The sequence below is a fragment of the Bacillus sp. FSL K6-3431 genome, assembly GCF_038002605.1.
GTDB lineage: Bacteria > Bacillota > Bacilli > Bacillales > Bacillaceae_C > Lederbergia.
On sequence record NZ_JBBOCT010000001.1, the window covers coordinates 5,144,306 to 5,158,934 of the forward strand.

A 14,629-nucleotide genomic window follows, 5' to 3' on the forward strand; every position below is an offset into this window, starting at 1 on the left:
CTTTTTTATTAGATGGTTTTTAATGAATATTGTATAAACACAGATATATTCCAGTTTAATAGTGAGTGTAGTTGCAAAAAGTGATCATGTATTGAGCTTTCTATAAGTCGATTAACTTTTTAAATTAAATATAGAATTAAATCAAAAGCACCATGACGAGAGGGTCAAAGATTGTAAGATGCTATGTGGGCCTTTCTCTAGTTATCAACCATAGATACAAGTATGTCAATATCATGCATTGTCTTACTATCAGTAATTTATTATAGTATACCTAGTTAATATATACTGTTTGAATATTTAATTAAAGGCGAGTCTTTGTAAAATCTTCATTAATTGCGATGTTTCATTAAATTTTCTGAGGGGGGAGATGAAGATATAAAGAGATTCTAAAATCAGCTAGATATATAGGTTACTAGTAGAACCACACAACACTTTTACGGAAATAGCAAAAGGCTCAAAGGATTATCCCGACGTTCAAAGTTTAATTGATTTACTGGAATTTCAGTTAATGATAAATAATCCGCTATAAGATCTAGGGTATAGGTGCCCCGGAGTTATTCGATATCGAGTAAGGGACTAATCAATGTAGAAAAGTTTCTTTCATTCCATTGAATAGCTGCGGAGGATACAAGTCCATTGGGCCAGACTTTCCAGGGGTATAGAAAATAGGGGACACTATATTACGCATGTGTACTGATATGGCAGCTGGATTTTTAGTGTATCAATATCAATGCAAGTTGGTTTCAAGGTGATAAAACCTATCTATTATAATCAATTAACTCCCAGAATCCGTTATAAGCGCTTCTACTTTTTAGAGCCATCAATGCCCATTATCATGATTTTTTGTTGAATAACTAAATAGGGGGATGTCAGAATGAACATTAAACGATTTATGAAATTAATTCCGCTTCTCATGACATTGATGCTTATCGTTTTAGGCTGTAGCTCTGGAAGTAACAAGCCCAGTGATGGGACGAATAGTGGAAAAAAGGTAAAACTTACAATGTCTTCATGGGGAAATCCAGCTGAAATTAAAGTTATTCAACGAGCACTTGATTTGTATCATCAAGAAAATCCTAACGTGGAAGTAAAATTGATTCCAGCACCAGGAGATAACTATGAACAAAAACTTTTAACCCAGCTATCAGGCGGACAAGCAACGGATGTTTTTTATGTCGGTGCTGAATCGATCGCAAAGTTAACCGAAACTGGAAAAATTGCAGAACTATCAGGATTTCTAGATAGCACTGACAGTTACGTAAAAGCGGATGAATTTGCAGAAGGGTTATGGGGAGCGGCTAGAAGAGACGGTAAAATCTATGGAGTAACAGTGGATAACAACCCATACCTTATGTATTATAATAAAAAGGTTCTTAAAGAAGCAGGAATAGACCAAACACCTCAAGAGTATTTCGATGAAGGTGAATGGAACTGGGATACATTTGCAAAAGTAACGGGGAAATTACGTGATACAGGAAAAAAAGGATTTGTTCTAGAGAATGGTGGCAGTCATTTGTTCTCGTGGATCTGGTCTAATGGCGGCCAAATGTATGATGATGATGGCAATATGATATTAGACGAAAATGAAAAAGCACAAGAGGCATTCGATTATTTATCGAAGCTCGTTGAAGATCAAAACGTAACATATGGCGGTTCATTGCCGAAAGGACAAGGCGCAGATGCAATGTTTATGTCAAACCAAGTTGGATTTGTAGCTGCTGGGCGTTGGTTAACCCCGATGTTTAGTGAGAACAAGGCATTAGAGTTTGATTATATTCCTTGGCCGACTAACACAGGTAATAAAATAGAGCCTGCAGCAATAGCCACTGCATATATGGCTGTGAGCATTGATTCTAAGAATCCAGAAGAAGCGATGAAGTTTCTATCGTTTTATACATCTCCAGCAGGACAAAAAGCTCGTCTATCGGATAACGGAAATGCTGTACCGTCCGTAAATGGAGCAGATGAAATCATTAATGAAGCAAAAATTCCTGAACATGTAAGCTATTTACTTGATGCACGAGAAATTGGTATTGTTGATGATAAGCAAAATATAGTTCCAGGAATGGATAAAGAAATAAGTGATATATTGGATCTTATGTATCTAGGAAAACAAGATGCGGATAAAACGATAAAAGCTATTTCAGAAAAAGCTACTAAAATGATTGCGGAGTATAAAAAATAGGAGTGAATTACCAATCAGTTCTTTTCAAGCATTTTAAACTTTAATCATGAAAAAATACTTGATATCAATTTCAGACACAATAAAGTTATATGGAGACATTTCAAATCAATGTAAGCTAAGGTAAGATTTCAGTAAGAAAACAGTAGGAGGTATAAATTTTATGAATACACCGGTAAAAGAAAATCGCATGGCACCTCTATCAGGAGAACAAATAGCTCAATACGAAAAAGATGGTTTTTTGGTTGTAAAAGGCGGTTGTAGTAACGATTTAATTGATGCATATAATTCCTATATCTATACGATCCGTGCCGCGGAAGAAATACAAGAATGGGCAAAACCGCATATAGGAAAAATCTTGTCTGATAAAGATCGTTTCTCACTACGTGTGTTTAATCCACATCTACACGATGGATTTTCATTGCAAATGATGAAACTTCCTATTGTTCGTGGTGTTTTGGCACAAATGCTTGGAGATGAGGCAGTCGGCATCCAAAGTATGTATTTTTATAAATCCCCCGGTTCTCCAGGTCAGGCAGCCCATCAAGATTATTATTATATTCATAACGAACCAAATACATTAACAGCAGCTTGGATTGCTATGGAAGATGTTGACGAAGAGAATGGCTGTTTGTGGGTTCTTCCAGGTAGCCATAAAGAAGGACTGCTTTCACATGGTCGTGTGAAAGATAAAAGTGAACATGAATCATGGACAGATGAAGCAGAAGGTGCTGATTTATCCAAACAACTACCTGTTGTCATGGAAAAGGGAGATATTGTTTTCTTTCATAATTTACTCATCCATTCGTCGGGAAAAAACAGAACAGAAGATAGATGGCGTCGTTCATATGTGTGTCACTACATTCGGCATGATTCAGTAGTTGAACGAGATGACTTGAGGAAGAAAATTGTATTGGAATAATAATATCTAAAAAAGTAAGGCGGATGTTCTAGTCCGTCTTTTGTTGTTGTAAATAAATATCATAAAAGGATAAAACGGTATTATTAAATTATTTAAATGATGGAGGGAATGTATGATGAAAATAGAAATTCAGCAAGCTTGGTGGGCCATGATCGGATTAGGAGATGGTGAGATAGAGTGGACGACCGAAGAGAAATTTGAAAAAATAGCAGAGGCAGGCTTCACTGGTATTTTAGGTTCTTTGCCTGAGGACCAAGAAGCGGAAAAATGGAGACGTTTACTTGATGAATATCAATTTAGTTTTGGCATTCACTCATTCCCTTCTAAAAAAGAAGATCTGCAAATCTTATTAAAAAAAGCAAAGGAATTTGATGTGGATTATGTAAATTCACAAGTGATGGGCGACTTTATTAGTGGTAAGGATGCGATTCAATTATTAGGTGATCTGGTTGCAGAAGCTAAGAAAGTAAATATGCCCTATTATGTAGAAACTCATCGCGGTCGGATTACGCAGGACTTAATAAGAACAGTACAGTATGTGAATGAAATTCCTGATTTAAGAATGACAATCGATTTATCTCATTATGTATTGGCTGGAGAGGGGTGCTATTCAAATAAGGCAGATGAATATTTCGATATATTGTTAAAAAGAACGTCATCCATTCATGCGCGTGTTTCAAATGGACAGCAGATTCAGATTGATATTGGTCCTGACGGTGATCATCCATTGACGGAGCGATTTGTTGGGTGGTGGGAAAAGGGAATGTCATACTGGTTGGAAGAGGCAAAACCAAATGATGTACTACCACTTGTATGTGAACTTGGTCCTCCAGATTACTCCATTACGCGCTATTTCAATTCAGCTCATAAAGAAATTTCAAATCGATGGGAGCAGTCAATTGTTTTTAAAAAAATACTGGAAGAAGCTTGGGATAGAGTGAAGAACGAGGGTACCTTCGTTTCTACCTGATATTAAATTTGGACTATATCTGTTACGCTTCAACCATCTACTAAAAGAAAGCTAGATTTATAGCATTGATCATCGATGTTGTGAAATGGACCCAGAGTTTCATTATATCTCCTAGTTCTTGTTGAAAAAAGTTTAAAGGAGTTTCAAACTCTTTATTGAATATAGTATATAGAAAATTAGACATTTTAAATTGTGATGTATTCTTCAATAGAATGAACAGAAATGGAAGGGTACATAGAGGAGAGGAAGATGATACAAGAGATAAAGACGATGGATGATAACTCACTTTTTATTGTTGAACATGCGTATGCAGGATCTGTAGTATATCCACCTGGTGGAAAGTTGGGTTCAAGAATTCAGCAGGATCTTCAGTTGGTTATGCTTTATACCGGTTCAATGGACATTCATGTTGATGGTGTTCACAATAAAATACCAGTAGGTCATGTAACCTTATTAAAGCCAGGTCACACTGAAAAATTTAATTTTTCAATAAAAGAGGAAACTTGGCATCGCTGGATATCTATTTCGATAAGAGGGATTAGTAAAGAGCTGCTTTCCGATATAGAAAAACTACCATCTTACATTCCGGTATCTGAGCGAATGAATGAATTGACAAGCCTTATGTTAGCGATTAGTCGGGATCATCAAAACGATAACAACCAAGTAATCTGTTCCTTAGGACAGTCTGCCATCTTGCTATACATGATGGAATGTCAAAATCAATATCGAAGTTATATACACCCAGCAGTTTTAAAAGCGAAGGAAATGATACAAGAGAAATTTGCCGAGGATCTGAGTTTAAAAGATATATCAAAAGAAAGTAATATTAGTCCTGAACATCTCATTCGTCTTTTTCAAAAACATGTAAATATGACACCGGTTCAATACTTGTGGCTTTATCGAGTTAACTGCGGTGTGCAACTACTCCGGAGCACCGGTTTGCAAATTGGCGAAATAGCTTTTCAAACAGGATTTAAAAGCTCGTATCACTTTTCAAGGGCTGTGAAAAAACATATAGGAAGCACACCATCAGAAATAAGGAATGAATCTCGAAAACCATCCTAGCGTTTAAATAAATTTGCAGATGTTGAAACGGAGGTTTTTGCAGGGGGATTTTAAGAATAAACAAGTGGGAGAGTTTGGCAAAGATACGTTTAGCGTAATACAATGGATTTTTGGAAATTAGAGTTAGGAAGAAGCAAGTGTATTTGATGAAATTCACTCAGCAATCGATTCAACACATAAAAGCAATTGTTAAAACTACTCGTAAGAGGGTAGATGTAATCGACTAATACAGAAAATTACAAACAAGTTTAACGAAAGCGTAACCATGATAAAGGGGTGAGAAAAATAAGATTATCATATATCCAAAGGAAAGAGCTATTTGAAAAGGGATATGTTCATATCCCAGGAGTAATTCCGCAGGCAATGTTGAACGAAGTAAGGAAAGCAATCAATCATTCCCTCGGTGAAGAGGGGATGGACAAAGAGGAACTTGCAACATTCCGTTCACAGTCGTATTGTCCTGAACTACAATATACACCTGTAATTTCGGACCTATATCATAGAACACCCATACATGACCTTGTTGACTCTGTCATAGATACTACAAAGATTTTTCCGATAAATGGTGCTCAAATTGCTCTACGCTTTCCAAGGCTGGATGATCCTGCGCCAGAAGCAAGACCGCATATTGATGGCATGTATTCACCTAATAACGGGGTAACTGAAGGAACTATTCAAAATTTCACAGCACTAGTGGGTGTTTTATTAAGCGACTTGACAGAAGATGATGCAGGGAACTTTACCGTTTGGCCGGGAACACATCGAACGTTCGAAAGTTATTTCAGTGAGAACGGTCCAGAAGTTTTATTAAATGGTATGCCACCAGTTGAAATGCCTGAGCCGATTCAAATAAAAGGCAAGGCTGGTGATATTGTATTCTGTCATTATCAGTTAGCACATGGAATTGGGCCTAATATTTCACCGGATATTCGATATGCAGTCTTTTTTCGAATCAATCATGTAGAGGTAAAAAATGACTGGAAAGCCCCGATGAGTAATATTTGGATGCATTATAAAGAAAATATGCAAGTATTTGAAATAGAAGATAAAGTGACAACTGAATAAGAGTATGAAATATGTGTAGAATATGCACCGAATACATTAGAGGTAGCAGACATCCGGCCTTGATGGTTAAGAAGACAAAGCTTATCGGGTGAAATAGTGAATTTTAGAAAATAGGAAAAGTGTTATATTTAAAGGTTATCTATCGTATCTATATAGATGACTAAGAATCTATTATAAAGGGTGGATAAATATGGAGAAAATTCGAGTTGGAATGATTGGAACAGGTGGAATTTCTCATTGGCATGCAAGGCAGTTAATAGAACTAGATGATGCAGTTATTTGCGGAATCGCTGATCCAAGTTCGCAAAATAGAGATAAAATGGTCTCCGAATATAAATTGGATGGGGTCAGACAGTTTGCCGATTATAAGGAAATGTTGGTGGATGTTGAGCTTGATGCTGTTGTTATTTGTTCGCCACATACGCTTCATTTTCAGCAAGCAATGGATGTGTTGAATAGCGGATGTCATGTGTTGATTGAAAAGCCAATGGCCTGTTCGCAAAAGGAGGCTAAACAATTAATAGAGACATCAGAACGACTAGGAAAAGTGCTACAAGTATCCTATCAACGTCATTTTCAACCTGAATTCTTGTTTATTCGAGATGCGATTGCAAATGGTACGATTGGAAAGCTAACATCTGTAACTGCATCCCTTTATCAGGAATGGGGACAAGGAACAGCTGGTTCATGGCGCCAAAACCCTGCTCTATCCGGCGGGGGGATGTTAATGGACTCAGGCAGTCATATTATTGATGTTCTTCTTTGGACAACAGGATTATCTCCATTGGAAGTAACAACACAAATGCAACAGCACGATACTCCAGTTGAACTGGATTCCTTCACATCGATTCGCTTTGAAAATGATGTGATTGCAGGCTTGAATATTGTGGGTTATGCACCATGTTGGCATGAAACGTATGTATTCTGTGGCGATAATGGCGGAATTTTTTACGATAATGGAAAAATAACGATTCGTAGACTAAGAGAAGAACCTATTATACCTCAACTTCCAAAGCAAACAACGAATCAAGACAAAAGTTTTATTGATGCAATCTTAGGAAAACATGAGGTTTTAGTGCCAGGGAATTTTGCGAAAGAAGTAGTCAAGCTAACAGAAATGATTTATCGGGCAGCGGGATATAGCCCATTAGAAAGTAAAGAATCAAGTTTACTATAGCAGAATAATATGGATGATTATTAAAAAGAAATTTAAAAATATAAGAACGGGGTTAATCACCCCGGTTCTTATAGTAAAAGTCAGTTTTAACCCCAGTCTCGATAATTGAGAGAAGGAGGGATGAAAATGAGCAAACGTCTACAAGGGAAAGTTATCGTCATTACTGGTGCAACAAAAGGAATCGGAAAAGGAATTGCGCTTATTTGTGCAAAAGAAGGTGCAAAGATAGTTGTAAGTGGCAGAAATAAAGAAGCTGGTCAAAGCGTTGTCGAGGAGATAAGGCGTACTTATGGAACAGAAGTAATATTTATACAAAAGGACATTTCAAGCGAATTAGCATGTCGAGAATTAATGGAGGCATCCAATGCACATTTTGGCAGGATAGACGGACTCGTTAATAATGCAGGGATTTTTCCAAGGGGAACTATAATGGAAACATCAGAAGGCTTGTTTGATTCTATATTCGATGTGAATATAAAAGGTGCTTTTTTTTGTTCCAAATATGCTATGAAAGAAATGCTGAAAACTGGTGGAGGATCGATTGTTCAAATTGGATCCACTAATGGGTATAAAGGAGCAAAAAATTTAGTAGCTTATTCTTGTTCAAAAGGAGCAATGCTCACCTTAAATAAAAGTATTGCGGCCCATTATGCGAAAGATAAGATTAGGTCGAACTGGATTACTGTAGGATGGGTAGCGTCTGAGGGAGAAGTAGAGCTTCATGAAAGCATAGGAATGGATGAGAAAGAGCTTCATGAATGGGCGGAAAGTGTGATCCCCTCTGGAAAAATGCAGACAGCTGAGGATATGGCTTACGGAGTTGTTTATTTGTTGTCAGATGAATCCAATCAAGTCACAGGTACAGAGCTCCAGATTAACGGGGGATTAGGATTATAGTAGCTTAGTAAAAAGGAAGTTTTAATCTAAGATAATGTTTTTAAAATCAAATAACTTCGTAAATAGAACTACTGCTATGGATATGGAACGTTATTAACATTTAGAGGGAGACGATTACGATATGCAAAAAAGATTGGAAGCTACAACTGTCTTACATAATGGTATAGAAATGCCATGGTTTGGTCTTGGAGTCTGGAAAGTAGAAAATGGCATCGAAGTAGCCAATGCGGTAAAAGTAGCATTAAATAATGGATATCGTAGTATTGATACCGCGGCGGCGTACAAAAATGAAGAAGGGGTTGGAGAAGGGATTAGAGAGTCGGGTGTTTCTCGCAAAGATATTTTTGTTACATCAAAGATTGCTAATTATGATCAAGGCTATGAGTCTACTTTACGAGCATTTGACGAGAGCTTAAATAGACTTGGTTTAGATTATCTTGATCTTTATTTAGTTCATTGGCCGGTTCCAGGAACATATATCGATACGTGGAGAGCGCTAGAAAGGCTTTACAAAGATGGAAAGGTTAGAGCTATTGGTGTTAGTAATTTTCATGCTCATCATCTTAATTCATTGAAGGAATCGGAAATTAAACCAATGGTTAATCAGGTAGAATTTCATCCGTTATTATCACAAATAGAATTACGATCTTACTGTAAAGAAAATGGGATACAAATAGAATCATGGTCTCCGCTTATGCAAGGAAAAATTTTAGATAACGAATTATTAGTTGACATTGGTAAGATCTATGAAAAAACACCTGCACAAGTTATACTTCGCTGGAATATTCAATGTGGGGTTGTAACTATTCCAAAATCAGTTAAGGAACATCGTATCATCGAAAATGCTGACATTTTTGATTTTCAATTGTCCAATGAAGACATGGAACGAATTAATGGATTAAATCAGAACCAGCGTGTTGGTGCCGATCCTGATAACAGGGATTATTAAAGCGGTAGAGGTCTCTCAAGCCACATTGATCACCAATATTATTTACAGTGAAATAATGCAAAGATGGGAAGAAGGATTTTAAATAGTTATGTCGAAAAGGAAGTAATAGAAATGGATTTTATTGTTATAGGAGGCTATCTGTAAAATGATTAAAGGATTAAGTAATGCTGGTCTAGGAAAAGTAAGAAACGTAGAAGAACTGGTTCTACTTGCATCGAAAAATGGGTTTGGTGTTATTGATACTTCGGGGCAAGAATTAAGAGATTTTATTGGTGAAAAAGGGTTAGAAGAAGCTAGAATGTTTTTAGAAAAACATCAAATGGAAATTGGCTCGATTGGTCTAGGTGTAGAGTGGCGACAATCAGATGCTAAGTTTCGAGAAGGACTAGCAACACTATTGGAAGATGCAAAAATAGCCGCTGAGTTTGGATGCACAAGCTGTTGTACATACGTTCTCCCTTCGACTGATAATAATGCAGCACATTTTATGGTATTGGCAACGAAACGTCTTAAATTATGTGCGCAAATATTAAAAGAGTATGGAATTAATCTTGGACTTGAATATGTCGGTCCTCATCATTTAAGAACGGCATGGAAAAATCCATTCATTTGGGATTTACAATCGACACTGGATTGGATTGATGCTATTGGTGAGCCGAATGTAGGTTTATTACTAGATAGCTATCATTGGTATACGGCTGGTGAAACATACGAAGATTTAATCGCTCTAAAACCTTCACAAATAACACATGTTCATCTTAATGATGCAAAAGATGTACCTATTGAAGAAGTACTAGATAATGATCGTGTATATCCTGGTGAGGGTGTTATTGATTTAGCAAGCTTTTTAAAAGCATTAAATGAAATCGGTTATAAAGGACCAATTGTCCAAGAAATTCTAACAAAGGAACCATTGAACGAATCAAATGACGTATTAGCTGAAAAATCTGGGAAAGCCTTTGATATGATATTCACTACTGCAGAAATCATTTGAAAAACAGCTTAAAGACGTATGGTAACATACGTCTTTTGAAAAAACGTAGGTTTATAGTTCAGAATAGTTTGAATAATTATGAAGAGGTATATATTATAATTAAATTAAAGATCATTAATAATAGAAAAGGATGTGCATTAAATGAAATTTGGATGTTGCGCCAATTTGGATCAAGCTTATCAAATATATAATGCGGGGTTTGATTTTATCGAATGTACAGTTGTTTCCTTAATGCCAGAGAAAAATGATAGTGAATTTGCAGAGGTGTTAAATAAGTACCAAGAGAGCCCCATTCCTATCGAAGCATTTAATGTATTTCTACCGGGAGATATGAAAATTGTTGGCGAAACTGTTGATCTAAATCGAATTAAAACATATGTGGAAACAGCATTATCTAGAGTAAATCAAATTGGTGCTGACACGATTGTGTTTGGAAGCGGTGGAGCTCGAACAGTTCCTAATGGCTTTTCTTATGATAGATCGGAAGAACAAATTTTACAATTCCTGAATCTAACTGCAGACTTTGCAGAGCCGTTAGGGCTTACGATAGTAATCGAGCCACTAAATAAAAAAGAAAGTAATATAATTAACAGTGTGCGTGAGGCATATGATTTCGCAGAAATAATCAATCGTAAGTCTATTCGAATTCTAGCAGACTTTTATCATATGGATGAGGAAGATGAATCATTAGAAAACATTGTCTTATCAAAAAAGTACATGAGACATATTCACGTAGCAGATTCCGGACGTTTGGCACCTGGAACAGGTAATTATCCTTATGATCATTTTGTTGATTGCTTAAATCGAGCAAACTATAACGGGCATGTTTCAATTGAGTGTGATTGGAACGATATGAACAATGAAATAATGGATGCAAGAAAGTACCTTCAGAACTGTTTCAAAATATCAAATGATACTTGAAGAATATAAAAAAATGTTTTGATCTATAATCAGGCTGTTCTGAATGAGGTTGTCAGAAATGAATAAAAGGGTAATAAGTTAATTTGTTTTGCAAATAAATAAAGCGCTTTCACAATTAAACCAAAATAGAAAGGAGAATACAATGGACAATCGTATGCAAACACAACCTAATTCTAGTAGAGGTCTAAAAGAGAATTGGCAGGTAAGTAAAAAGTCAAATAAGTCGCAGTATATTTGGTATATCTTTCTTGCCCCAACTTTATTAGGAATACTGTTATTTATGGTTTATCCCATTTTTGAATCCTTAAGGCTAAGTTTTTATAATTCAAATGGAACTATCGAAACCTTCACTGGTCTTAGTAATTTTAAACGGGTATTAACTTCGGAGAACTTTTGGAACTCCGTCTGGAATACTTTTTATATCGGTATATTTCAAATCTCAATAACAGTCCCTTTAGGCTTTATATTTGCCTCTCTTATTAACACTGTGTCAAGGGGACAAAACTTTTTAAAGGTGATTTACTTTTTACCAAATGTTACATCTATTGTCGCTGCATCTATGATATTCGCTTTTGTTCTGCATCCTGAAATGGGTATTATGAACTTCATGCTTGCTAAGTTAGGTCTACCAACGTCTACATGGTTATCAGACCCTTCTACTGCAAAGTGGGCTGTAATTTTATTATCGATATGGCACTGGATTGGTTTTGTCATTATTATCTGTTTGGCTAATTTGCAGTCGATATCTTCTGAAATGTATGAAGCTGCAAGAATCGATGGTGCGAGTGGTATTCAACAATGGTTGTTTATTACGATACCTAACATGGCTGGAACATTTGCTTTTTTACTTATTACGGGATGGATCGGTGCTTTACAAAGATTTAATGAAGTTTACGTATTAGGAGGTCCCAATGGAAGTCCAGCTCGGTCCATACAGACGATGGGAGCATTTATATATGAACGAGGATTTACTGGTTTTGAATTTGGCATTGCATCAGCAGCAACATACGTAATGTTTATGATCATATTAGTCTTTACGTTTATTAATCTTAAAGTATCAAAAATGAAAATATAACCGAGAGAGGAAGGGTATGATGCCAAGTTCAATGACGATGAAACAATCACAGCGTTTATCAAACGCCGTTATATTTATCATACTAGTAATCTTTGGTTGTTTACTTATGGCACCATTTGCCTGGATGTTAAGTGTCGGTTTTGATAGAACAGCAAACGTTACTATGCCATTTCCACCTAGACTAATACCGGAAAATGTGTCTTCATTTAATTACGGAATTATTTTTGAAAATGGAAGGGTTTTTAAAGCTTATTTAAATTCTGGTATTGTAACCGTAAGCTCGGTTATTTTAACTGTATCTTCTGCGCTATTGGGAGGATATGCGTTTTCTAAAGGCAAGTTTAAAGGGAAGAAACTGCTTTTTCTAATCGTGTTGGCAACATTAATGATACCTATAGAACCGCGTCTAATTCCACTGTATAAGTTATTCAATAGTGTGGGTTTACTAAATACGTTTTGGCCATTAATTCTTCCTTCCTTAGTAAACGGATTTTTGTTATTTCTATGTAAACAGTTTTTTGATCAACTGCCTGATACATTACGTGAAGCAGCACAAATTGATGGCGCAGGTGAATTTAAAATATTTTTTATGGTTTATTTCCCATTAGCAGGGCCAATTGCAGCGACAATGGTAATTCTGTCTTTCATTTGGAGTTGGAACGACTTTTTGTGGCCATTAGTGGTTTTAAATAATCAGGCATTGCATACAATACCTCTTTATTTAGCAAGTTTCTCGCTTGAAAATGGTACTAATTTAGGCGGTTTAACAATGGCTCTAGCAACAGTTAGTATTGTGCCCATTGTAATTATGTATTTGTTTTTACAAAGATACATTATTCAAAGTATCGCCTTAAGTGGAGTTAAAGGAGAGTAGTTTAATAAGATTTGATGAAGAGATTGAAAGGAGGAGATGGTCTAAGCCTATAATAAATTAGAATGGTGTTTCAAGTTAAAGCGATTAAAAAGGGGGCTAATTAAAGATGATCAGATTCATTATGAAAAAAAACGCCTTTTTCACACTAGTTACTATGTTGATTTTAATGATCGGACTAGTTGGTTGCAATAAATCAGAGTCAGGTGGTAATAGTTCTGGAACTTCCGATGGCGACTGGAAAGGGCAGACGCTCAAGGTACAATTGATTGGTAACTTTAGTATGGAGACAGGAACGGATCCAGTTACTGGTGAGAAGGTACAAGGAGTAGATGTGTTAAAAAAGGAATTTGAAAAAAATTATCCAGGAGCAAAAGTTCAATTTATTATTATGCCTTGGGAAGGATATGTGGAGAAAACTCAAGCCATGCTAACTTCAGGTGAAGCTGACGTGTATCAAATGCCTGGTATAGCTGATTTTGCCGCGCAAGGCATTATGGAACCATTACAACCTTTCATAGACAGTGATAGCGAGTTTGACCTCGATATCTTTATAGATAATCAAGTAGATGGCTGGAAAGCATTGGGGCCCGATGAATCGGATCTGCAAATTTTTGCACTGCCATTTCTCGGTGACGCACGGTTCATTGCCTATGATAAACTTCTATTCGATCAATGGGGTGTAGAATATTTATCAGATAATCCTACGATGGAAGAAGTGAAGGAAAAGGCCCAAAAGATGACCGGTACTAACCCAAAAACAGGAGAAAAAAACTATGGTGTTTTCTACCGAGGGGATTGGTCTAGCGCCTTTACTCTAGTAAATACTGCTGAAGGTCAGAACGGAAATTGGGGAGAAGGCTTCGCTTGGGATGAGGTCAAGTTTAATTTTAATTCACCCGAGATGCTGAATGGACTAAATTGGTTACTTGATATGAAAGAATATGCACCAGAAGGGATAATGAGTAATCAAGGAAATGAAAAATGGTTAACGAAGGATAATAATATCGCCATTTCATTAAATATGGGACCTGGTGATCTTGTTAAACAAACGTATGCTCAAGGATTAGAGGATCGTATTGCTATTTCTCAAGAGTTTAAAAATGATGAAGGTAAAGGTGGATTGTTTGCTGGTAGCCCAATAGCAATAGCGAAGAATAGTAAAAATAAAGAGCTGGCGTGGGAATGGATGAAATTTGCTACAAGTGATTTCGTACAAAAGTTTATTTATGAAGAGCAAGGTCTAATGCCTGCAGTGAAGTCTGCATTTGAATGGGATAGTGTGAAAGAAGTGGATCATTTGATGAATCCAATATTTAAAGCAATGAGCACCCCATTGACACCCAGGTATCCATGGGGATCTTCACAACCTAGATTCATATTACAATCAGAAATTGAAGCAGCCTTAACTGGTCAACGAAGTGCTCAAGATGCGTTAGATCGAGCTCAAGCAGAAAGTACTGATTGGGTAGAAAATAGATAATTAAGGGTAAAGAAATAAGAAAAGGTGAGTATCTATCTTGTAATATGTCCTTATATGG

At 36.4% G+C, this 14,629-nt stretch carries 13 protein-coding genes; all 13 read left to right on the forward strand.

Going from position 1 to position 14,629, the window contains the following annotated elements; genetic code table 11:
- The first annotated feature begins 874 nt into the window (after window positions 1-874).
- The 13 genes from MHB53_RS24490 (at window position 875) to MHB53_RS24550 (ending at window position 14,571) form a co-directional block, all read left to right on the forward strand.
- Window positions 875-2,185, forward strand: coding sequence for an ABC transporter substrate-binding protein (locus MHB53_RS24490; protein ID WP_340923608.1), 1,311 nt, complete (start codon window positions 875-877; stop codon window positions 2,183-2,185).
- Window positions 2,186-2,345: 160 nt separating this feature from the next.
- Entirely contained in the window at window positions 2,346-3,104 is a 759-nt protein-coding gene (locus tag MHB53_RS24495) for a phytanoyl-CoA dioxygenase family protein (RefSeq protein ID WP_340923611.1), read from the forward strand.
- Between the two features lie 112 nt (window positions 3,105-3,216).
- Window positions 3,217-4,074, forward strand: coding sequence for a sugar phosphate isomerase/epimerase family protein (locus tag MHB53_RS24500; protein ID WP_340923614.1), 858 nt, complete (start codon window positions 3,217-3,219; stop codon window positions 4,072-4,074).
- Window positions 4,075-4,323: 249 nt separating this feature from the next.
- A complete protein-coding gene (locus tag MHB53_RS24505; RefSeq protein ID WP_340923619.1) occupies window positions 4,324-5,139 on the forward strand; it encodes an AraC family transcriptional regulator in 816 nt (271 codons plus the stop codon).
- A gap of 276 nt (window positions 5,140-5,415) precedes the next feature.
- Window positions 5,416-6,204, forward strand: coding sequence for a phytanoyl-CoA dioxygenase family protein (locus tag MHB53_RS24510; RefSeq protein WP_340923623.1), 789 nt, complete (start codon window positions 5,416-5,418; stop codon window positions 6,202-6,204).
- 190 nt (window positions 6,205-6,394) lie between these two features.
- Window positions 6,395-7,381, forward strand: coding sequence for a Gfo/Idh/MocA family protein (locus MHB53_RS24515; RefSeq protein ID WP_340923626.1), 987 nt, complete (start codon window positions 6,395-6,397; stop codon window positions 7,379-7,381).
- Between the two features lie 126 nt (window positions 7,382-7,507).
- Window positions 7,508-8,278, forward strand: a complete 771-nt coding sequence (locus MHB53_RS24520; protein ID WP_340923629.1) for an SDR family NAD(P)-dependent oxidoreductase — start codon at window positions 7,508-7,510, stop codon at window positions 8,276-8,278.
- Between the two features lie 121 nt (window positions 8,279-8,399).
- The gene (locus tag MHB53_RS24525) at window positions 8,400-9,227 is read left to right on the forward strand and encodes an aldo/keto reductase (protein WP_340923632.1); all 828 of its coding nucleotides are present in this window, start codon (window positions 8,400-8,402) and stop codon (window positions 9,225-9,227) included.
- 145 nt (window positions 9,228-9,372) lie between these two features.
- Complete coding sequence (locus MHB53_RS24530; protein ID WP_340923635.1) at window positions 9,373-10,221, forward strand: sugar phosphate isomerase/epimerase family protein; 849 nt, start codon at window positions 9,373-9,375, stop codon at window positions 10,219-10,221.
- Window positions 10,222-10,362: 141 nt separating this feature from the next.
- The gene (locus MHB53_RS24535) at window positions 10,363-11,142 is read left to right on the forward strand and encodes a sugar phosphate isomerase/epimerase family protein (RefSeq protein WP_340923638.1); all 780 of its coding nucleotides are present in this window, start codon (window positions 10,363-10,365) and stop codon (window positions 11,140-11,142) included.
- A 142-nt stretch (window positions 11,143-11,284) separates the two neighbouring features.
- The gene (locus MHB53_RS24540; RefSeq protein ID WP_340923641.1) at window positions 11,285-12,217 is read left to right on the forward strand and encodes a carbohydrate ABC transporter permease; all 933 of its coding nucleotides are present in this window, start codon (window positions 11,285-11,287) and stop codon (window positions 12,215-12,217) included.
- Between the two features lie 19 nt (window positions 12,218-12,236).
- Window positions 12,237-13,091 carry a carbohydrate ABC transporter permease gene (locus tag MHB53_RS24545; RefSeq protein WP_340923644.1) on the forward strand — a complete coding sequence of 285 codons (855 nt, stop codon included), beginning with the start codon at window positions 12,237-12,239 and terminating at the stop codon, window positions 13,089-13,091.
- A 106-nt stretch (window positions 13,092-13,197) separates the two neighbouring features.
- Window positions 13,198-14,571, forward strand: a complete 1,374-nt coding sequence (locus tag MHB53_RS24550) for an extracellular solute-binding protein (protein ID WP_340923647.1) — start codon at window positions 13,198-13,200, stop codon at window positions 14,569-14,571.
- Window positions 14,572-14,629 lie beyond the last annotated feature (58 nt).